General features: G+C 72.7%; 13 protein-coding genes. 6 read left to right on the forward strand and 7 right to left on the reverse strand.

Going from position 1 to position 19883, the window contains the following annotated elements; translation table 11 throughout:
- Nucleotides 1-35 precede the first annotated feature (35 nt).
- A complete protein-coding gene (locus V5E28_RS35340) occupies nucleotides 36-2525 on the reverse strand; it encodes a DNA gyrase/topoisomerase IV subunit A (RefSeq protein WP_442945920.1) in 2490 nt (829 codons plus the stop codon).
- A 138-nt stretch (nucleotides 2526-2663) separates the two neighbouring features.
- Here V5E28_RS35340 and V5E28_RS35345 point away from each other — a divergent pair, with 138 nt between their 5' ends.
- Nucleotides 2664-3479 (forward strand): TauD/TfdA dioxygenase family protein, encoded by an 816-nt coding sequence (locus tag V5E28_RS35345; protein ID WP_336213543.1) that lies wholly within the window; start codon nucleotides 2664-2666, stop codon nucleotides 3477-3479.
- 193 nt (nucleotides 3480-3672) lie between these two features.
- Nucleotides 3673-5760 (forward strand): RecQ family ATP-dependent DNA helicase, encoded by a 2088-nt coding sequence (locus tag V5E28_RS35350; protein WP_336213545.1) that lies wholly within the window; start codon nucleotides 3673-3675, stop codon nucleotides 5758-5760.
- On the opposite strand, the gene V5E28_RS35355 is transcribed toward V5E28_RS35350, so the two are convergent.
- Complete coding sequence (locus V5E28_RS35355; RefSeq protein ID WP_336213547.1) at nucleotides 5761-8490, reverse strand: ABC transporter substrate-binding protein; 2730 nt, start codon at nucleotides 8488-8490, stop codon at nucleotides 5761-5763.
- Nucleotides 8491-8551: 61 nt separating this feature from the next.
- Nucleotides 8552-9445: a carbohydrate kinase family protein gene (locus V5E28_RS35360; protein WP_336213548.1), complete on the reverse strand. Its 894-nt coding sequence runs from the start codon at nucleotides 9443-9445 to the stop codon at nucleotides 8552-8554.
- 169 nt (nucleotides 9446-9614) lie between these two features.
- On the opposite strand from V5E28_RS35360, the gene V5E28_RS35365 reads away from it, so the two are divergent.
- From V5E28_RS35365 to V5E28_RS35380, 4 genes are all read left to right on the forward strand, one after another.
- On the forward strand, nucleotides 9615-12326 hold the full coding sequence (locus V5E28_RS35365; RefSeq protein WP_336213550.1) for a bifunctional acetate--CoA ligase family protein/GNAT family N-acetyltransferase: 2712 nt from the start codon (nucleotides 9615-9617) through the stop codon (nucleotides 12324-12326).
- Between the two features lie 97 nt (nucleotides 12327-12423).
- Nucleotides 12424-13014, forward strand: a complete 591-nt coding sequence (locus tag V5E28_RS35370; RefSeq protein WP_336213551.1) for a DUF5998 family protein — start codon at nucleotides 12424-12426, stop codon at nucleotides 13012-13014.
- A 30-nt stretch (nucleotides 13015-13044) separates the two neighbouring features.
- Nucleotides 13045-14160 (forward strand): alkaline phosphatase family protein, encoded by a 1116-nt coding sequence (locus V5E28_RS35375; protein ID WP_336213552.1) that lies wholly within the window; start codon nucleotides 13045-13047, stop codon nucleotides 14158-14160.
- Nucleotides 14157-14969 carry a sulfurtransferase gene (locus tag V5E28_RS35380; RefSeq protein ID WP_336213554.1) on the forward strand — a complete coding sequence of 271 codons (813 nt, stop codon included), beginning with the start codon at nucleotides 14157-14159 and terminating at the stop codon, nucleotides 14967-14969. Before V5E28_RS35375 ends, V5E28_RS35380 begins: the two co-directional genes overlap by 4 nt.
- Here the strand turns inward: V5E28_RS35380 and V5E28_RS35385 are convergent.
- The 4 genes from V5E28_RS35385 to V5E28_RS35400 form a co-directional block, all read right to left on the reverse strand.
- Nucleotides 14909-17578, reverse strand: a complete 2670-nt coding sequence (locus V5E28_RS35385; RefSeq protein ID WP_336213555.1) for a CHAT domain-containing protein — start codon at nucleotides 17576-17578, stop codon at nucleotides 14909-14911. The genes V5E28_RS35380 and V5E28_RS35385 overlap by 61 nt on opposite strands.
- A 67-nt stretch (nucleotides 17579-17645) precedes the next feature.
- On the reverse strand, nucleotides 17646-18092 hold the full coding sequence (locus tag V5E28_RS35390; protein WP_336213556.1) for a hypothetical protein: 447 nt from the start codon (nucleotides 18090-18092) through the stop codon (nucleotides 17646-17648).
- Complete coding sequence (locus V5E28_RS35395) at nucleotides 18089-18622, reverse strand: RNA polymerase sigma factor (protein WP_336213557.1); 534 nt, start codon at nucleotides 18620-18622, stop codon at nucleotides 18089-18091. Before V5E28_RS35395 ends, V5E28_RS35390 begins: the two co-directional genes overlap by 4 nt.
- 73 nt (nucleotides 18623-18695) lie before the next feature.
- Nucleotides 18696-19709 carry a S8 family peptidase gene (locus V5E28_RS35400; protein ID WP_336213559.1) on the reverse strand — a complete coding sequence of 338 codons (1014 nt, stop codon included), beginning with the start codon at nucleotides 19707-19709 and terminating at the stop codon, nucleotides 18696-18698.
- Nucleotides 19710-19883: the final 174 nt, after the last annotated feature.

A 19883-nucleotide genomic window follows, 5' to 3' on the forward strand; every position in this document is an offset into this window, starting at 1 on the left:
TGCGCCCATGGCCAGGGGCGTGGGAGCCCGCGCCGCTACTCCTCCGGCACGGCGGACGGCTCCGCCGTGACCTCGGGGCCGGAGGCGAGGGCTCCGCCGATGGCGCCGATCGTGTGCGTGAGGCGGACGCCGGAGCCGTCCCGGCGCCCGATCTCCTCCGGCAGGGGCACCGGCTTGCCCACCGACGAGACCGCCTTGGCGGGAGCGGCGCCGGCCCAGGCCAGCAGCAGCACGTCCTCGCCCTTGAGGAAGCGCTGGGCCCGCACGCCGCCCGTGGCGCGGCCCTTGGCGGGGAACTCGGCGTAGTCGGAGACCTTGCCGCCGCCCACCTGGGTGCCCGGCAGGGCCGTGGACGAGCCGGCCACCGTGACCACCTGAGCGGGACGGTCCGGATCGACCACACCGAACCAGACCACCCGCGTCCCTCCGTCGAGGCGGATGCCCGCCATGCCGCCCGCCGGCCTGCCCTGGGGCCTGACCAGGGAGGCCTGGAAGCGCAGGAGCTGGGCGTCGGAGGTGATGAAGACCAGGTCGTGCTCCTCGGAGTCGAGCTCGGCCACGCCCACCACGGTGTCGCCGTCCTTGAGGGTGATCACTTCGAAGTCGTCGCGGTTGGCCGGGTAATCCGGCACCACGCGTTTCACCACGCCCTGGGCGGTGCCGAGCGCCAGCCCGGGGCTGTCGGGATCGAGCGAGCCCAGGCCGATCACGGTCTCATCCGGCTGGAGCGAGACGTACTCCGACACCGGATGGCCGCCCGACAGCGACGGCGGGTTGGCCGAAGGCGGCAGCGTCGGCAGGTCGACCACCTCCACGCGGATCAGCCGGCCCAGCGACGTCACCACCCCGACCTCGCCCCGGACCGTCGTGCGCACCACGGAGACGAGCACGTCGTGCGCGGTGCGGTCGCCCTCGCCCGGCAGCGGCGTGGCGTCGGGGGTGCGGGCCAGCAGGCCGGTGGACGACAGCAGAGCCAGGCAGGGGTCGTCGGCGACCTGCAGCGACACCGTGGCGGTGCGGGTGGCGCCGGACGCCTCCAGCAGCACGGTGCGGCGCGGCGTGCCGTACTTCTTCGACACCTCGGCCAGCTCGCCGGAGACGACCTGGCGCAGCCGGGTCTCCGACGACAGGATGGCCGTCAGCTCCGCGATCTCCTCGGTCAGCGTCTCCTTCTCGCGGTCGAGCTCCAGCTTGTCGAAGCGGGTCAGGCGGCGCAGCGGCGTGTCGAGGATGTAGGCGGCCTGGATGTCGGTCAGCTCGAAGACCTCCATCAGGCGCGTGCGCGCCTGGGAGGAGTCATCGGAGGAACGGATGACCTGGATGACCTCGTCGATGTTGAGCAGCGCGACGATCAGGCCGTCGACCAGGTGCAGGCGCTCCTCGCGCTTGCGCCTGCGGTATTCGGAGCGGCGGCGCACGACCTCGATCCGGTGGTCCACGTACACCTGGAGCAGCTCGCGCAGGCCCAGCGTGCGGGGCTCGCCGTCGACCAGCGCGACGTTGTTGATGCCGAAGCTCTCCTCCATCGGCGTCAGCCGGTAGAGCTCGTCGAGCACCGCCTCGGGGATGAAGCCGTTCTTGATCTCGATGACCAGGCGCAGGCCCTTGTGCCGGTCGGTGAGGTCCTTGAGGTCGGCGATGCCCTGCAGCCTCTTGCTTGTCACCAGCTCTTTGATCTTGGTGACCACGCGCTCGGGGCCGACGTTGTAGGGCAGCTCCGTGACGATGATGCCCTTGCGGCGCGGGGTGATCTGCTCGACCACGCACTTGGCCCGCATCCGGAACGTGCCGCGCCCGCTCTCGTAGGCGTCGCGGACGCCCTGCAGGCCGGTGATCGTGCCGCCGGTCGGCAGGTCGGGGCCCGGCACGAACCTCATGAGCTCGTCGAGTGTCGCGTCCGGCTTCTTGATCAGATGGCGGGCGGCGGCGACGACCTCGGTGAGGTTGTGCGGGGCCATGTTGGTGGCCATGCCGACCGCGATCCCGGTCGTGCCGTTCACCAGCAGGTTGGGGAACGCCGACGGCATGACCGTGGGCTCGGTCTCCTGGCCGTCGTAGTTGGGCTTGAAGTCGACGGTGTCCTCGTCGAGCGACTCCACCATGAGCATGGCCGCCGGAGCCAGCCTGGCCTCGGTGTAGCGCATGGCGGCGGGCAGGTCGTCGGGGGAGCCGAAGTTGCCGTGGCCGTCGACCAGGGGCAGGCGCATGGAGAACGGCTGCGCCAGCCGCACCAGGGCGTCGTAGATGGCGGTGTCGCCGTGCGGGTGGAGCTTGCCCATCACGTCGCCGACGACGCGGGAGGACTTGACGTGCCCCCGGTCGGGACGCAGGCCCATCTCGCTCATCGAATACAGGATGCGCCGCTGCACCGGCTTGAGGCCGTCGCGAGCGTCGGGCAGGGCCCGCTGGTAGATCACTGAGTACGCGTACTCGAGAAAGCTCGTGCGCATCTCCGAGGAGACGTCGATATCGACGATCCGCTCCTCGAAGTCCTCGGGCGGGGGTGCAGTCGTGCGTCGGGCCATGTCGAACATTGTGCCGAAGAGAGCCGGGTGCCCGCGACTTCAACGGCGCTTCGTACCGATCAGCGGAGTCTTGACCAAGCAATTGCTTGGGCGTTACCTTGCCCGGGAGGGTCACTTCCTGCTCTTCACGGAGGCGTCATGATCGAGTTCCATCCCGTGACGAAGCACATCGGCGCCGAGGTCACCGGGGTCGATCTGCGCAAGCCGCTGGCGCAGGAGGAGGTCGCGACGCTGCGCCAGGGCTGGCTGAAACACCTGGTGCTGTTCTTCCGCGACCAGCACATCGACGACGAGCAGCACCTGCAGTTCGCGCTCAACTTCGGCTCCCTGAACCATCCGGCGTTCAAGAAGGACGCCGACAGCCCCATCCACGTGCTCGACCAGACCGCCCCCAAGGGCGAGGGCGCCGACGAGTGGCACAGCGACAACACCTTCGAGCCGACCCCGCCGATGGGCTCGCTGCTGCGCTGCGTCCAGCTCCCCAGCGTGGGCGGCGACACCTGCTGGGCCAACACCTACCTGGCCTACGAGACCCTCTCGCCCTCCATCCAGAGACTGTGCGACGAGCTGACCGCGGTGCACGACATCACGATGTCGATGAAGAAGGCGATCTCCAAGGGGCACCCGTTCGACCTGGCGGAGATCCAGGCGAAGTGGCCGCCGATCGAGCGACCGGTGGTCCGCGTGCACGCCGAGACCGGGCGCAAGGCGCTGTTCGTCAACCGCGCCTCCACCACCCGCCTGGTCGGCCTGACGGACCGCGAGAACGAGGCGCTGCTGCCGCTGCTCATCGACCACATCCGCTCGCCGGAGTATCAGGTCAGGCTCCGCTGGCAGGTCGGCACGATGGCCTTCTGGGACAACCGCCCCACCCAGCACTACGCGGTGGCGGACTACACAGAGCGCCGCCGCATGCACCGGGTCACCATCAACGCCTTCCCTGATCATCAGTGATCAGCCGGCCGGACCCGGCAGCGCTGGCGATGTCCCGGCCTGTCGGGACCGAACGCTTCGGTGACCTGCACGCCACCCGGGCCCCACTCCGGCTTCACCGGCAGGAGCAGGGCTCGGTGGTTCCGGCGGTTCCGGGGCTCTTCGGCCGACCGGTGTGCGCGAAGTGTCGGGGAAACCTGGTAACAAGGAGCACATGATTGAAGCCCCGGACGCGGCGATGCTGCGCGAAGAGGCCGAGGCCCGGCTGCGGGCGCTGGCCGGCGACCACGCGAGGCTCCGCGAGGACCAGTGGACGGCCATCGAGGCACTCGTCGTCGACCGGCGCAGGGTGCTCGTCGTGCAGCGCACCGGCTGGGGCAAGTCCGCCGTCTACTTCGTGGCCACCGCGCTGCTGCGTGAGCTCGGCGAGGGCCCCACCGTCATCGTCTCGCCGCTGCTGGCCCTCATGCGCAACCAGATCGCCGCCGCCGAGCGCGCCGGCATCAGGGCCGTCACGATCAACTCCGCCAACCCCGAGGCGTGGGAGGACGTCTACGCCCAGGTCGCCGACGGCCAGATCGACGTGCTGCTGGTCAGCCCCGAGCGGCTCAACAACCCCGACTTCCGCGACAACGTGCTGCCCGAGCTGGCCGAGAGCGCGGGCCTGGTCGTGGTCGACGAGGCCCACTGCATCTCCGACTGGGGCCACGACTTCCGGCCCGACTACCGCAGGCTCGCCACCCTGTTCGAGGAGCTGCCACCGGGCATCCCGGTGCTGGCCACCACCGCCACGGCCAACGCCCGCGTCACCCGCGACGTGGCCGAGCAGATGGGCGAGGACACGCTGGTCCTGCGCGGTGCGCTGGAGCGCGAGAGCCTCCACCTGAGCGTCGTGCGCCTGCCGTCGGCGGAGCAGCGGCTGGCCTGGCTGGCGCAGACGCTGCGCGAGCTGCCCGGATCCGGCATCGTCTACACCCTGACCGTGGCCGCCGCCCACGAGATCGCCGGCTACCTGCGCGAGCAGGGGCACGAGGTGGCCGCCTACTCCGGCCAGACGGATCCGGCCGAGCGGCTGGAGGCCGAGGAGGCGCTGCTCAACAACAAGATCAAGGCGCTGGTCGCCACGAGCGCGCTCGGCATGGGGTTCGACAAGCCCGACCTCGGGTTCGTCGTCCACGTGGGCGCCCCGCAGTCACCGGTCGCCTACTACCAGCAGGTCGGGCGGGCCGGGCGCGGGGTGGAGCGGGCCGAGGTGATCCTGCTGCCCGGCACCGAGGACCGCGACATCTGGGCCTACTTCACCTCGCTGGCCTTCCCGCCCGAGCCGGTCGTGAGGGCGGTGCTGGAGGCGCTGGCTGAGCGGGGCGTGATGTCCACCCAGGCGCTCGAGACCGCCGTCGACCTGAGCCGCAGCCGCCTGGAGATGATGCTGAAGGTCCTCGACGTCGACGGCGCGGTGCGCAGGGTCAAGGGCGGCTGGGAGGCGACCGGCGAGCCGTGGGACTACGACGCCGAGCGCTACTCCCGCATCGCCGCCGAGCGCAAGGCCGAGCAGGACGCCATGCTCGGTTATCTGACGACCACCGAGTGCCGCGAGGAATACCTTCGCAGGCGACTCGACGACGAGGCCGCCAAGCCGTGCGGGCGCTGCGACAACTGCACGGGCCGGCACCGCTCGCCGGAGATCGCCGCCCAGGCCGTGGAGAGCGCCCGCGAGCGCCTGAGCAGGCCGGGCGTCGAGATCGACGCACGCAGGCAGTGGCCGACGGGGCTGTCCGACCTGTCCGGCCGGATCAAGCCCGAGCTCGGCGCCGAGCAGGGCAGGGCGCTGGGGCGGCTGACCGACATCGGCTGGGGCAACCGGCTGCGCGAGCTGTTCAACGCCCCCGACGGGCCGATGGCCGACGACATGTTCAAGGCCATGGTCCAGGTGCTGTCCGCCTGGGAGTGGCGGGAGCGGCCGGTCGCGGTCGTCAGCGTGCCCTCCTCGACGCGGCCGCTGCTGGTGCGCGGCTTCGCCGAACGGCTGGCCCAGGTGGGGCGGCTGACCTACCTCGGCGAGCTCGGCTATCGCGCGGGCCCGCCCGGGCAGCAGTTCAACAGCGCCAAGCGCGTCCAGGCGGTCAGGGGGACGCTGGCCATGCCCAAGGAGCTGAGCGCCGCCGTGGCCGCCTGCGGCGGGCCGGTGCTGCTGATCGACGACCGGATCGACACGGGCTGGACCATGACGCTCGCCGCCGCCCTGATCCGGCACGCGGGCGCGCCGGCGGTGCTGCCGCTGGCGCTGGCCACCACGTCCTGATCAGCGCACGCCCATGGTGACCAGGTCGTAGCGGCCGTAGACCGGGCTGACGTGCACGTTGGCGGCCGCCCGGCCGCGCAGCAGGGGCGTCGACTGCCACAGGAGCGGCACCAGCACGGCCTGGTCGGCGACCTTCTGCTCGATCCGCGTCCACAGCTCGGCCCGCCGGGTCGCGTCCAGCTCCTTCCTGGCCTGGTCGACGAGTTCGTCGACCTCCGCCGAGCGGACGCTCACGTTAGCCGAGAACGTCCGCTCGTTGATCAGCCTGCTGTCGACCAGCAGCGACAGGAACGACTCGGAGTCCGGCCAGTCGGGCAGCCAGGAGCGGGCGATCAGGCCGACGCCGGCGCTCTTCAGGTAGCTCGGGTTGCCGCCGTACTTCTGGCTGAAGTCCCCGATCGGGAAGCTCTGGAGGGTCACGGTGATGCCCACCCTGGCCAGGGCGGCCCGCACGGCCTCGGCCGCCGCGGACTCGCGGGGAAGGTCGCGATGGATGTAGGTGGCGGGGAAGCCGTCAGGTTTGCCGCACCTGGCCAGCGACGCCCGCGCGAGCGCCGTGTCGCCGGCCGGCTGGAGGTCCGGATTCACCGGGTGCCGGCCCGGGATCAGCGGCGGCAGGAGCGAGGTCGGGATCGCGTTCTCGACGATCCCGTCGTCGTAGGCGCCGCGGACCGCGGCCAGGCTCAGCGCCTGGACGACGGCCCGCCGGCAGTTGACGTCGTCGAACGGCTCCACCTGCGGGTTGATCGCGAGGAAGCGGACGTGGCTGGTCGGCGCCTGGTCCACCCGCCCGGAGAGATCGCGGCTGCCCTTGATCGCGCTCAGGGCGTCGCTCCCGATCGGCGGACCGACCTCCACCTGGCCCGAACGCAGCCTGTCGCCTGCCTCGGCCGCCGCGAAGGTCAGCTCGAAACCGTCCGGCAGGGCCGGCCGGTTGGGGTCGGCCGCCGCGTCCCAGTGCGGGTTGCGGACCAGGGTGACCCTGGTGTCCGTGGCTGCCTTGATCATGTACGGGCCTGACGACACGACGGAGTGCCGGTAGTCGGCACGCTTGTCCGCGCTCTCGGGCACCGGCACGGTCTCGGGGAGCTGGACCACGTGGTCGAACGTGGCGAACGGCTCCTTGAGGCGGAAGACGATCGTCCGGTCGTCCGGGGTCTCGATGGCCCGATCGGTGTCCTGCCCGGGTGACTCGTGCGGTCCCCGGTAGTCGGCGGGCAGGTCGAGCAGGGAGTCGAAATGGCTGGAGCCGTAGGCGAGCTCGCTGTCCATGCTGCGGAGCACGGCGTGCTTCACGTCACGGGAGGTGATCACCGTGCCGTCTTGAAATTTCACACCTTGTCGCAGTTTGTAGGTCCAGGTCTTGCCGCCGTCACCTGGCACCCCGAGACTCTCGGCCAGATCGGGCACGATCTGCGTGCCCGCCGCTCCCGGCGCGGGCTTGAACATCGTGAGCGAGCGCCCGTACAACCGGATGAGGTTCAGCGCATCGGGGGTGTAGGCGTTGCCCGGATCCGTGGAGTCAAGAGTGAGATCCGAGGCCACGCGGAGGATGCCACCCCTCCTGGTGGACGGGTTGGCCGTGGCCGTCACCGCCAGACCCGGCTGAGCGTCGGCCGAGGGAGTGGGCGTGGGCCGGCCCGATCCGGTGCCGATGCCCTGCACCACCAGCCACGTGGTGACCCCGACCACCAGCGCCGTGGCCACCGCCCCCGCCGACACCAGCAACCCCCGCCGCGACGAACCCGGCCGCGCGGGAGCGCGCGGCTCGAAGCCCTGAGGTCCCGAGTTCTGCTGCGGAAAGGTCGCGGCGGGACGCTGATGGTTCTGGATCGGCGCGGGTCCCTGGTTCCGGTACGGCGGCGGCACGGCAGGCGCCTGAGCCCGGGAGTGCTGGGGTGACGGCTGCACCGGAGGCGGGGCCGTACCCGCCCTGATGAGCTCGCGCAGCACCTGCTCGGCCGTCGGCCGGCGACGGGGATCCTTGCCCAGGGCGGCCCCGAGCAGGGGCACCAGCTCCGCCGGAACCCCCGACAGGTCGGGTTCCCCGCTCAGGATGCGGTGCATCAGCACCGGCAGCGCCCCGAATCCGAACGCGCCGCGCCCCGTGGCCGCGTACACCATCGTGCCCGCCCAGGCGAAGACGTCGCCCGTCGCCGCCGCCTCCCCGTGGAACTGCTCGGGTGCCATGAAGGCCGGCGTCCCCACGACGCTGGTCGTCAGGCTCTGGCTCACGTCCAGGGCCCGCGCGATCCCGAAGTCGATCACCCGCGGCCCGTCGGGAGCGAGCAGCACGTTACTGGGCTTGAAGTCCCGGTGGATGACCCCCGCGCGGTGGATCGCGGCCAGCGCGGTGGCCGTGGCGATCGCCAGCCTCATCAGGGCGCTGCCCGTCAGCGGCCCTTCGCTGGTCACCTGCCAGTGCAGTGAGGGGCCGTCGACGTACTCGCTGACGATGTACGGCCGGCCGTCGACGGCGCCGACCTCCAGCACGCGGGCCGTACAGAACTCCGCCACCCGGCGTGCCGCCTCGGCCTCCCGCCGGAAGCGCCGTACAGCGGAGGCGTCCTCGGCGAATCTGGCGTGCAGCAGCTTGATCGCCACGCGCTCCCCGGAAGGGGAAGTGCCCAGGTAGACGCTGCCCTGACCGCCCTCACCGAGGAAGGAGGCAAGCCGGAAGGAGCCGGCCGACACCGGGTCGCCCGGCCGTAACGGACGCACACCCGTCATCCAGCTCCTTCAGCGGGCCGAATCTAGAGATCCCACCATAAAGCGCAGAGGAAAGGCCGCACTAGAGGCGCGGGCGCGCACCCAGATGCACGATCGCCTTGGCGGCCAGGCTGCAACCGGACCCCAGGGCCTCCGCCGGAGGCTTGCCCGCCAGCCACGGCGGCAGGAAGCCGGCGCTGAACGCGTCGCCCGCGCCGGTGCCGTCGACGATCCGGTCGACCGGCTCGGCCGCCGCCCGGACCGGCTCCGGCCGGCCGTTGCCGAACCAGAGCGCGCCCTCGGTGTTCATCTTGATCACGACCTGCGGGAACCACGCCGTGAGCACCTTGGCGGCGGCCTCGGGGTCGTCGCGGCCGGTCAGGACCTTGGCCTGGTCGATGTTGGCGAACAGGAGCTTGGCGCCGCTGGTCCACTCGAGGAACGGCTCGGCGCCCGTACGCTCCAGCGGCGCGGACGACGCGCAGTCGACGGAGATCGACATCCCGGAGTGGTGCGCCATGTCGAGCGCGGCCAGCCCGGCGTCGCGCGAGCCCTCGTTGATCAGCGTGTAGCCCGACAGGTGCAGGTGACCACTGCCGTTGAACAGGTCACGCGGCAGATCCTCCGGCGAGAGCGCCGCGTTGGCGCCGGGATCGGACAGCATGGTCCGCTCGCCCTTGTGCGTGACCAGCACCACGCAGGTGCCGGTGGGCCGCTCGGGATCCATGACGAGCCTGGCGTCGACGCCATAGCCCATCAGCTCCATGTCACGGTTTCGCCCGGTGATGTCCGCGCCTCTGCGGCCGATGAAGGCCACCTCCGCGCCTTCGACCGCCAGCCAGGACGCGATGTTCGCCCCGGAGCCGCCACCGTGCATGGTCACGATCGCCGGGGTGTCGCTCGCCCTGGCGAGCGCATAACGGGCGCGAGCGACCGCGTCGGTCATGAGATCGCCCACCACGACGACCCGCGTCATGATGCCACCACCTTGCTGCCTTCAGATCGAGCCTGGCCACGGCAAAGCTAACAGCTTCCGGGCTGCTCGTGGGGCGGACCCCGGACACCGGGCCTGAGTCGATGCACAAGCGTTGCCCAAGAGGCCCTGGGATTCTTGGCATGTGGGATGGGGGTTTACGCTCGTGACTGTGGAGGCACAATATCCGGCCCACTGGGAGGCCGACGTCGTCCTGGCCGACGGTGGCACCGCGCACGTGCGCCCGATCAGGCCCGCCGACGCCGATCGGCTGCGCGCCTTCTACTCCCGCCTCTCCGCCGAGTCGATCTACTTCCGGTTCTTCGGGCCGCGCCCGCGGCTGTCGGACAGGGAGGTCGAGTGGTTCACCAACGTCGACTACGTCAACCGGGTCGCGCTCATCGCCACCATCGGCACCGAGATGGTCGCGGTGATCCGCTACGACAGGACCGGCACCGGCGAGGCCGAGGTGGCCTTCCTCGTGGAGGACGCCCACCAGGGCAGGGGAGTGGCCTCGGTGCTGCTGGAGCACCTGGCCGCCACCGCCCGCGAGCGGGGCATCGAGCGGTTCGTCGCCGACGTGCTGCCCGCCAACATGAAGATGATGGGCGTGCTGCGCCAGGCCGGCTACACCGCCGAGAGCCGCTTCGCTGACGGCGTCGTGCGCATGACGCTCGACCTCACCCCCACCGAGACCGCCACCGAGGTGACCACCTCCCGCGAGCACCGGGCCGAGGCCCGCTCGATCGCCAGGCTGCTCACGCCCGGCTCGATCGCCGTCATCGGCGCCTCCCGCGAGCCGGGCGGCGTCGGCCAGACCGTGCTGCGCAACCTGCTGGCCGCCGACTTCACCGGCCCCGTCTACCCGGTGCACCGCGAGGTGCGCGCCGTGGCGGGCGTGCGCGCCTACCCGAGCGTGACGGCCATCGACGACGAGGTGGACCTGGCCGTGGTCGCGGTGCCCGCCGAGAGCGTGCTCGACGTGGTCAAGGAGTGCGCGGAGAAAGGCGTGCACGGCCTGGTCGTGGTCTCCTCCGGATTCGGCGAGACAGGCGAGCGGGGCCGCGCCAGGCAGGACGAGCTGGCACGCATCGCCCGCGCCTACGGCCTGCGCGTGGTCGGCCCCAACTGCCTCGGCATCGCCAACACCGACCCCGCCGTCAAGCTCAACGCCACCCTCGCCGCCACCGTGCCGGGCAGGGGCCGGGTGGGCTTCTTCAGCCAGTCGGGCGCCCTGGGCACCGCGCTGCTCCAGCGGGTCAAGCAGCGCGGGATGGGCATCTCGTCGTTCGTCTCCGCGGGCAACCGGGCCGACGTGTCGGGCAACGACCTGCTCCAGTACTGGGAGGAGGACGCCTCGACCGAGGTGATCCTGCTCTACCTCGAATCGCTCGGCAACCCGCGCAAGTTCACCCGCCTGGCCAGGCGCATCGCCCGCAGCAAGCCGATCGTGGTGGTCAAGAGCGGCGGCACCCCGGCCGGCCACTCTGCCGAAGAGCTCGGGCTGCCCGACTCGGCGATCAGCTCCCTGTTCGAGCAGGCCGGTCTGATCCGGGTCGACGACCTCATCCAGCTCTTCGACGTCGGCCAGCTCCTGGCCTACCAGCCGCTTCCCGCCGGGCCGCGCGTCGCCCTGGTCACCAACTCCGACGCCCTCGGCCTCCTCGCCGCCGACGCGTGCGTCGCGGCCGGGCTCGAGCCCCGCCCCCCGGCGAACCTCGGCCCTGCCGCCGGGCCCGCCGAGTTCGGTACGGCGCTCGCCGGCGAGCTGGCCTCACCCGAGGTCGACGCGGCGGTCGTCGTCTACACGCCGCCCATCCCCGGCGACGCCGCCGGCGTGGCCGCCCGGCTGCTGGAGGTCTCCCAGGAGTCCGCCAAGCCCGTGCTCGCCACCTTCCAGGGGCACCTCGGCATGCATCCCCGGCTGCAGCTCGGCCCCACCCCCGAACGCGGCTCCATCCCCTCCTACGCCGCGCCCGAGGAAGCGGTCAGGGCCCTGGCGCACGCGGTCCGCTACGCCGCCTGGCGCGCCCGCCCCGCCGCCCCGCCGCCCGAGCTCGACGACATCGACACCGCCTGCGCCCGCGCCCTCGTCCACGACGCTCTCACCCCGGCGGATGCCCAGCCTCCTGGAGCGACCGAGCCGGGCACGTCTCCCGCCGGCCAGGAGACCGACGGGCCGCGCCCGGCGCAGCCTGCCTTCGCCGAAGCCGGGCCGCCGGTCCGCGCCGACGCCTCGGAGCTGCTCTCCTGCTACGGCATCACCGTCTGGCCGGCCGAGGTGGTGCGCTCACCTGACGAGGCGGTCGCGGCGGCCGAACGGCTCGGCCGGCCCGTGGTGCTCAAGGTGGCCGGTCCCGAGGCCTCCCGCCGCGCCGGCACCGTCCGCCTCGGGCTCCAGACCGCCGAGGGCGTACGGCACGCCTTCGCCGAGTTCGCCCAGCAGTTTGGCGAGGACGTCGAGCTGGCCGTGCAGCGGATGGCCCCGCAGCCCGCCGTGCCCACGGTGGTGAGCGTCATCGAGGACCCGGCGTTCGGGCCGGTGGTGTCGTTCGGGCTGGGCGAGGTGACCGCGCGCCTGCTGATGGACCAGGGTTTCCGGCTGGCTCCGCTCACCCGCGAGGACGCCGCCGCCCTGGTGCGCTCCGTGCGTGCCGCGCCGCTGCTGTTCGGCGAGTACGGCTACCCGCCGGTCGCGGTCGACGCCCTGGAGGACCTTCTGGTCAGGGTGAGCCGGCTGGCTCACGACCTGCCCGAACTGGCCAGGCTCGACCTGGACCAGGTGCTGGTGGGGGAGTCGGAGGTGATCGTCCTCGGCGCGAGCGCCAGGCTGCGCACCCCGCCCGGCCCCCGCCTCGACGGCGGCCCTCGCAGGCTCGGCTGAGCTCCTGTCGCCTGGGCGTTCATGCCCCGCCTAAAGACGTTATAGAGCGTTATATCTGTCGGGTGAGTGCACTGCGTGACCCTGGCAAACTGGATCCATGAGGGAAACCCGAGTCTCAGCCGCGGGCCTGCGTGAAGCCATCGAGCGCAGCGGCTACTATCCCGACCTCGTCACCGATGCGGTCGAATCCGCGCTGGGCAAGGAGGCCGTGACCGCGTTCGTGGTCCACCACGAGGCCACCTTCGATCCCGCCATGGAGGTGCGCAGGCACGTCACCGTGCTGGTGCTGTCGACCTCGAGGCTCCTGGTCTGCCACACCGACGAGCACCCCGCGGTCGAGGGGGTCTCGACGGCGCACGCCTCCACGACCACCGAGGCCGTCCGGCTCAGCCGCGTCCAGTCCGTCGCCGTGACCAGGGTGGTCCCCGACCCCGCCACCTACGTCCCCGGCGTCCCTCCCACCGAGGTCACGCTCACGATCGGCTGGGGCGCCATCTCCCACGTCGACCTCGAGCCCGCCACCTGCGGCGACGAGAACTGCGAAGCCGACCACGGCTACACCGGAGCCATCACCGCCGACGACCTCTCCCTCCGGGTCAGCGAGGCGGCCGACGGCCCCGAGGCGGTCACCCACGTCCTCGCCTTCGCCAAGGCCCTGTCCGAAGCCACCGCCCGCGCGGCCGCCTGACCCCTCACCCACCTTCTCGAAAGGCGCGACATGGCGAACCTGCCGCTGGTGCCGGCGTACGGCGGGGCGTCCTTGGGAGATCTCGCCCGCTCCCTGCTGTCGGCGCTGGGCATGGACGAGCCCAACCCGCTGGCGATCGAGCCGGCAGACCGGACCTGCCTGTTCCTCGTCGACGGTCTCGGCGCCGAGTCCCTCGCCGCGCATGCCGGCGCCGCGCCGTTCCTGTCCGGCATCGCCGCCAGGACCCTGACCGCCGGTTTTCCCGCGACCACCGTCACGAGCCTGTGCTCGCTCGGCACCGGCCTGTCGCCGGGGGAGCACGGGATGATGGGCCTGATGCTCGCCGTTCCCGGCGCCGGGCAGCTGTTCAACTGCCTGCGCTGGACCGGGATGCCGATGGACCCGCTGGAGTGGCAGCCGAGCGCCACGGTCTACGAGCGGGCCGCCGCGGCAGGGATCGAGCCCGTCTACGTGGCGCCCGCCGAATACGAGGGCACCGGCCTGACCGGGGCCGTCTACCGCGGGGTGCGCTACGTGGGCGCCGAGACGGTGGACGAGCGGGTGGCCCGGACGCTGGCCGAGCTGGCGAGGCCGCGGGCGCACGTCACCGTCTACTACGGCGATCTCGACGCCACCGGTCACATGACGGGTTGGGGCAGCCCGGAGTGGCTGCTGCAGCTCGCGATCGTGGACGAGATGGCCCAGCGCCTGGCCGAAGGGCTGCCTCCGGGCACCGCCCTGTACGTCACGGCAGACCACGGGATGGTCAACGCCGGCGAGAAGATCGACGCCGAGGCGACGCCCGAGCTGACCCGCGGCGTGGCCATGCTGGGCGGGGAGGCCAGGGCCCGGCACGTCTACGCGGAGCCGGGCGCCGCCGGGGAGGTGCTGGACGCCTGGAGCGAGGTGCTGCGCGGGCGGGCTTGGGTGGTGTCCAGGCAGGAGGCCGTCGAGTCCGGCTGGTTCGGGCCGAGGGTGCGGACGCGATGGCTGGGCCGCGTCGGCGACGTCATCGCGGTGCCCTACACGGACCTGGCCATCACCGCCCCGAGCAGCCATCGCATCGAGGCCCTTTTCACCGGCTACCACGGCTCGATGACCACGGCCGAGCAGCACGTGCCACTACTGGAGGTATCCGCCCGATGAGCCCGCTGATCACCCCGGCCGATCTCGCCTCGCTCAGCGGCGTCAGCGTGCTCGACGTGCGCTGGCGGCTCGGCGGGCCGCCCGGGATCGGCCTCTACCGGGAGGGGCACCTGCCGGGTGCCGTCTACTGCGATCTCGACGCCGACCTCGCGGCGCGACCGGGCGCGGGCGGCCGGCATCCGCTGCCTGCGGCGGAGGAGTTCGAGGCGGCCATGCGGCGGCTGGGCGTGTCCGGCGGGCGGCCGGTGGTGGTGTACGACGACGCCGGCGCCACGGTGGCGGCCCGCGCCTGGTGGGTGCTGCGTTACTTCGGGCATCCGGATGTGCGGGTGCTCGACGGCGGGCTGCCCGCCTGGATCGCGGCGGGGCTGCCGGTCGTCAAGGAGGAGCCCGAGGTGGCTGCGGGCGACTTCACGGCCAGGCCGGGCGGGATGCCGGTGCTGGACGCCGACGCGGCCGCGGCGCTGGCCGCCGAGGGGGTGCTGCTCGACGCCAGGGCTGAGGAGCGCTACCGCGGCGAGGTGGAGCCGGTGGACCCGGTGGCCGGGCACATCCCGGGCGCCGTCAGCGCGCCCACCTCGGCGAACGTCGGTCCTGACGGTACGTTCCTCGCCCCCGGCGAGCTGCGGGCCCGCTTCGCGGCGCTGGGTGCGGCCGAAGGCGTCCCGGCGGGCGCCTACTGCGGGTCCGGCGTGACGGCCGCGCACGAGGTGCTGGCCATGGAGGTGGCGGGCCTGCCCGCCGCCCTCTACGCCGGCTCGTGGTCCAACTGGGTCGCCGACCCGTCGAGGCCCGTCGCGACCGGCTGATCGCCCGCGCGCTCCCGAAGCGTCGCGATGGGCTGGTCGCCCGCGCCGAAGCAGGCGAAACCGAGCACCCCGGTCTTGGCCGAGGCGCAGGCCAGCGCCGAGGCGGGCGGCTGCCCAGCCGCGAGCAGTTCGTGAAAGCACGTCATGAGGGACAGCGCGTCCTCGTCGCCCACCGGCACCAGCCCGGCGACGACGCAGGCCGCTCCTCTGGCCAGGAACGTCCCGGCCAGGCCCAGCGGCGCGCCGTCCGCGGGCGTGCGCGCCATCCCGGAGTCGCACGACGACAGCACCACCAGCCTGGCCGCCTGTGACACGCCCAGCAGGTCGTAGGCCATGAGCGGGCCGTCATCGAGCGTGATGCTCGACAGCAACGGGCTGCGCGCGTGGAACACCCCGTGGGCGGCGAGGTGCAGCACGTCACCGGATGCGAGCGAGGCCAGCACCGGACCCGTCCGCGCGGGCACCTCGCGCGCCTGCGGATGGCAGGCGAGCACCCGCTCGACCTCCTCGTGGGCGTGCGCGAGCCCGGGCCCCGCCGCCGCGACCACGACCGCCGGACCTGCCGTGGGCGGGCGGCGGACGGCCGCCAGCCAGGCGGCGGCACTCGCGGCCACGCTCACCGGACGCTCACGCAGGGCGGGCAGCGCGGCCCACGGCAGCGTGTGCAGCGCCCCGGTGGGCACCAGCACCAGCGGCCGGTCGCCGATCTCGTCGCTGATCGGCCGCAGCAGCAGCCGCTCCAGCTGCGCCGCGGCCTCGCCGATCGGATGCCCGCTCGGGTGACCGGCCGGGTGACTGGCTGGGTCGCCCGCCGGATGCTCGGCGATCGGCCCGTCGCCGAGGCTGGACCTGCGCAGCGAGTAGCGCAGGCGGATGAGCGCCTCGGTCACGGGGAGCAGCTCGCCGAGCCGCCGCAGCGCCACCCCCTCACCGGTGATCACGACGGCGAGCAGCGACGTGCCGTCGGGGACGAACTCCACCAGTGCCGCCCGGCCCAGCGCCGCCCGCACCTCCTCGGGGGTCGCCGGCGAGCAGGCGTGCGCGGGAGCGGCCACCGCCCGCCAGCGCTCGGCCCACTCGAACACCTCCTCCGCGCCCCCGTCGCGCACCGCGAGCCGCAGCCCGAACCCCGCCAGCCGTTCGCCCGTTCTGGCGGCGTGCGCGCGCAGCAGCGGGTCGTCGAAGGTGTCGACCTGGCCGCCCACCTCGGCCAGCCCCTCCTGCACCGCCCGGAACGCGCCGGGGATGTCCTCCTGCAACGCCGCCTCCAGAGCCAGCGCGTGCTGCCGTACGGGGCCCGGGATCGGCGACGCCTGGGCCGTCCGCCCGGCGTGCGGTTCGGAGACCAGAGGCGTCAGCCGGGTGCCGGCGGGCATCCAGCGCTCGCGCCGCCTGACGTGCATGGTGAGCCGGGCGAGCTGGGCCGAGGCGGTCGGATGGTCGTCCATGGCCAGCGCGGTCTCGGCCGCCACCAGCCGCAGCGCCGCCGCCTCCGCGAGATGGGCGGCGTCCCTCTCCAGGTCGGCCGCGCACCCGATCAGCTCACGCAGCAGGGCCGGCGACGGCGGCTCCAGCACCAGCCTGGCCCGTAGGACGACCTCCCTGGCCAGCGGCAGCCACGACCGGCGATCCTGCACCGACAGCTCACGCATGGCGCGCTCGGCCACCGAGATCGCCTCGCGGGAATCGCCGGTCAGCAGCTCCACCTGGGCGAGCTTCAGCCGCGCCTCGGCCAGCGCCACGTGGGCGCCGGACTCCTCCAGATCGGGCACGGCCAGGCGCAGCAGGGCTCTGGCCTCGCCGGGCAGGTGCGCCGCCAGCAGCGCGGCGGCGAAGTCGGCGCGCATCGTGGCCAGCCTCTCGGGGAAGCCGAACAGGGTGTCCTCGGCATCGCGGTAGTGGCCGAACGCGCCGCCGATGTCGCCGCGCCGTACCGCGAGGAAGGGGAGGTTGGCGGCGGCCAGGCGCGCCAGGTGGTGGAGCCCGGCGTGCTCGGCGATCTGCAGGCACGCGCTGATGTCGCGCATCGCTTCGTCCCAGCCGCCCCGGTAGGCGTGCACCAGGCCGCGGTTGAGCAGGCCGCCGGCCAGGAACCTGCGGTCGTCGATGGTGCCGGGGGCGGCCACGAGGGCCCGCAGCGCCCGGTCGCAGGAGGCGATCGCCTCCTGATAGCGCCCGAGATGGGCCAGGGCGACGGCCCGCTGGGTGTCGAGTTTGGCGCGGTCGAGCGGCGACAGGTAGGCCCAGGCCAGGGCGGCGACCCGCAGTGCCTGCAGCGGGTGGCCGCGCTCGGTCCTGACCGTCACGAGCGAGAGCCTGGCCTGGGCCCGCCGCTCGGCGGGGGCGCCAGTCGTCCCGATGGCCCGCCTGAGGTGCTCCTCCGCGGCCTGGAGATCGCCGAGCTCGCGCGCCGCCAGCCCCATGGCCCGCAGGGCCACCACGGCCGCCTCCGCGACCCTGGCCGCCTCGGCCGACTTCAGGATGGTGCGGCCGGCGTCCATGGCCTGGCCGGGATCCACCACCGACCGCAACACGGCCATCTCCGCCGCTTCCACGAGCAGTGCGTCCGGGGAGCGGTCATGCGGACGGCGGTTGTCCGGTGTGGCCATGTGTGCCTCTGTTGCTGGTGCTGCCGGGGTGCGGGTGCGATGCGGGCCCCTGGCCCCGGCCGTGGCTTCACGGGCGGATGCGCACCCACCTGGTCTGGACGGGCGCCTGGCCAGGACGGTGACAGACCACGCTCAGCCAGCCGGGAGGCAGGCCGGTGGCCGCGAACTGGCCGCTGTGGGCCAGGTGCCTGGTGAGCGTCAGATGGGGGGTCCGGACGTCGACGTGGCTGCCCTCGGCGGGAGCCGGGCACACCTGCCCCGCCACGTCGATGAGCCCGTCGCCCACGGTCACCTCCAGGTCGAAGGTGAGCCCCGCGGCGACGAACCGGACCATGTGCGGGCCCTCGGCCCCTCGCACGCCACGGGTGGCCGCCCACTCGGCGGGGACGGCGGTCACCGCCCGCGGAACCCGCAGCCCGAAGGCGTCGCGGGCGGCCGCGGACACATGCCCCGGGATCGGATCGTTCCCGGAGGCCAGCCGGAGGGCGGCCAGGAAATACTCGTCGTTGATCATTGCACCGTCTCCTGTAGTGAGATCAGGGTGCGCAGTTTTTCCAGGCACCGGGCCCTGGTGGGACCGACGCTGCCGACGGGCACCCCCAGCCGCATCGCGACCTGCCTGCTTCCGAGATCCGTCGCGACCAGGTGGAGCAGCGTGCGGCAAGGCTCCTGCAGAGTGGAGACCGTCTTCCAGAGCAGGCGGTTGCCGTCCGCCTCCAGCACGGCGGAGGCAGGATCGGGGACGTGGGGGAGGTCGAAACCGGGACCGTGCGACGCCTTTCGCAGCAGCAGGAGGGCTTCGCGGCGGGCGGTCGTCGCCAGCCACGCGCCGACTCCTGCCGGGTCCCTGATGCTGTGGAGGTGCTCGAGCAGGCGCAGCCATGAGCCCTGGACCGCGTCCGCCGCGTCGGCCTCGCTCAGCCCGCACGCGCGGGCGACCGCCCACATGCGCGGCCCGAACCTGGACTCGAGCTCGTCCCAGGCGCGCTGGTCGCCGTCGGCCGCGGCTGAGAGCAGCTCCGCTGGATCACGTGTGTCCTGCATACGGCCTCCTTTCCGACCCTCACCAGGAGGCGATTCTGCCTCCTCGTGATCGTCCGGGGACTGAGCGTAAACTCTACAGACTCGCCGGGACGAGAACTCCCAGATCGGGAATTTGCCGGGTCTCCTGCGAGTCAAGGAGCCGTTTGGCCGCCTCTTTGACCGGCAGGTCCCGCGCGGCGTCGGCGATCGCGCCGGCGACGATGGCCGTGGCGAAGGACGTGCCGCTCCAGGTGGCGTACCCGTCGAACTCGTCACGCTCCAGATAGCTGCTCGTCAGCCACTCGCCGAGGGCGCAGGCGTCCACCCACGACCCGTAGGCGGAGAACGGCGCCCGGCGCTCCTGCGTGTGGTCCACGGCGCCCACCGCCACCGTGCCGGACAGCGCCGCAGGGTAGAAGGGGCGGTCGGAGGCGGTGTTGCCGGCGCACGCCACCGGCACCGTGTCCCGCAACTCGGCGAGCGCGTCGGTCAGCAGCGGCGGCGGCCTGCCGTCGAAGGTGTGGCCGCCGAAGGACAGGTTGAGCACGTGTGGCGGCCGGTCGCGCATCCGGTGCAGCGCCCGCACCACCGTCGCCTCGTCGCCCAGCCCGTCGCCGCCGAGCACCCGGCTCACCTGCAGCCACGCGCCGGGCGCCTGGCGGGCGAGCAGCCCCGCGACGAACGTGCCGTGTCCGGCCTGCGAGCCTTCGGCCGGGTCGGCGTCCTCGCCGCTCATCCGGGGGTACCAGTCGCTGTCGGCCCACCACCGGTGCGCGGCCACGCCGGTGTCGAGCAGCCCCACCACCACCTGGGATCGTGTCCGGCCCGGCCGGTAGCTGACCGGCGGGCACGGGAAGGGCCTGGAGGCCGGGCCGCCGAAGAAGAGCGGCTGGCCGGCGAAGACGTGGTTGGGGGAGGCCCGGAAGCCGTGCTCGCGCAGGTCGTTCGTGAGCTCGCACGGGTCCACGCCGGACGACAGATGGATCACGCAGACGCCGTCGGCCTCCGAGACGGCCTGGGTCCAGCGCGCGGCCGCCGAGAGCGCGCTGCGGTCCGTGAGGACCTGACCTGGGCGTATGAGCGCGTCGCCGGCAGATTGGATGTCCATGAGCGGGTATCTTTCCCCGCTGGCCCACCTGTCACGTGTCACACGCGCATCAAGTTGGTATGGCCCCCCTCTGGTATCGGATTGCGACCGACGGTAGTCTCTCCCTAGTCACTTGTGATCATCCCAGGACGAGGCCGTTGGGGAAGGCGCACCTCGTACCGAATCGGGAGGTCC

This window comes from Nonomuraea sp. LPB2021202275-12-8 (genome assembly GCF_037044575.1).
Taxonomy (GTDB): domain Bacteria; phylum Actinomycetota; class Actinomycetes; order Streptosporangiales; family Streptosporangiaceae; genus Nonomuraea.

Excerpts from the sequence above, each read along its gene's own strand:
- V5E28_RS35345 (WP_336213543.1), top strand. The coding sequence starts at position 2,664 with ATGATCGAGTTCCATCCCGTGACGAAGCACATCGGCGCCGAGGTCACC.
- V5E28_RS35340 (WP_442945920.1), bottom strand. The coding sequence starts at position 2,525 with ATGGCCCGACGCACGACTGCACCCCCGCCCGAGGACTTCGAGGAGCGG.
- V5E28_RS35360 (WP_336213548.1), bottom strand. The coding sequence starts at position 9,445 with ATGACGCGGGTCGTCGTGGTGGGCGATCTCATGACCGACGCGGTCGCT.
- V5E28_RS35395 (WP_336213557.1), bottom strand. The coding sequence starts at position 18,622 with ATGCAGGACACACGTGATCCAGCGGAGCTGCTCTCAGCCGCGGCCGAC.
- V5E28_RS35380 (WP_336213554.1), top strand. The coding sequence starts at position 14,157 with ATGAGCCCGCTGATCACCCCGGCCGATCTCGCCTCGCTCAGCGGCGTC.
- V5E28_RS35385 (WP_336213555.1), bottom strand. The coding sequence starts at position 17,578 with ATGGCCACACCGGACAACCGCCGTCCGCATGACCGCTCCCCGGACGCA.
- V5E28_RS35400 (WP_336213559.1), bottom strand. The coding sequence starts at position 19,709 with ATGGACATCCAATCTGCCGGCGACGCGCTCATACGCCCAGGTCAGGTC.
- V5E28_RS35355 (WP_336213547.1), bottom strand. The coding sequence starts at position 8,490 with ATGACGGGTGTGCGTCCGTTACGGCCGGGCGACCCGGTGTCGGCCGGC.
- V5E28_RS35370 (WP_336213551.1), top strand. The coding sequence starts at position 12,424 with ATGAGGGAAACCCGAGTCTCAGCCGCGGGCCTGCGTGAAGCCATCGAG.
- V5E28_RS35390 (WP_336213556.1), bottom strand. The coding sequence starts at position 18,092 with ATGATCAACGACGAGTATTTCCTGGCCGCCCTCCGGCTGGCCTCCGGG.
- V5E28_RS35350 (WP_336213545.1), top strand. The coding sequence starts at position 3,673 with ATGATTGAAGCCCCGGACGCGGCGATGCTGCGCGAAGAGGCCGAGGCC.
- V5E28_RS35375 (WP_336213552.1), top strand. The coding sequence starts at position 13,045 with ATGGCGAACCTGCCGCTGGTGCCGGCGTACGGCGGGGCGTCCTTGGGA.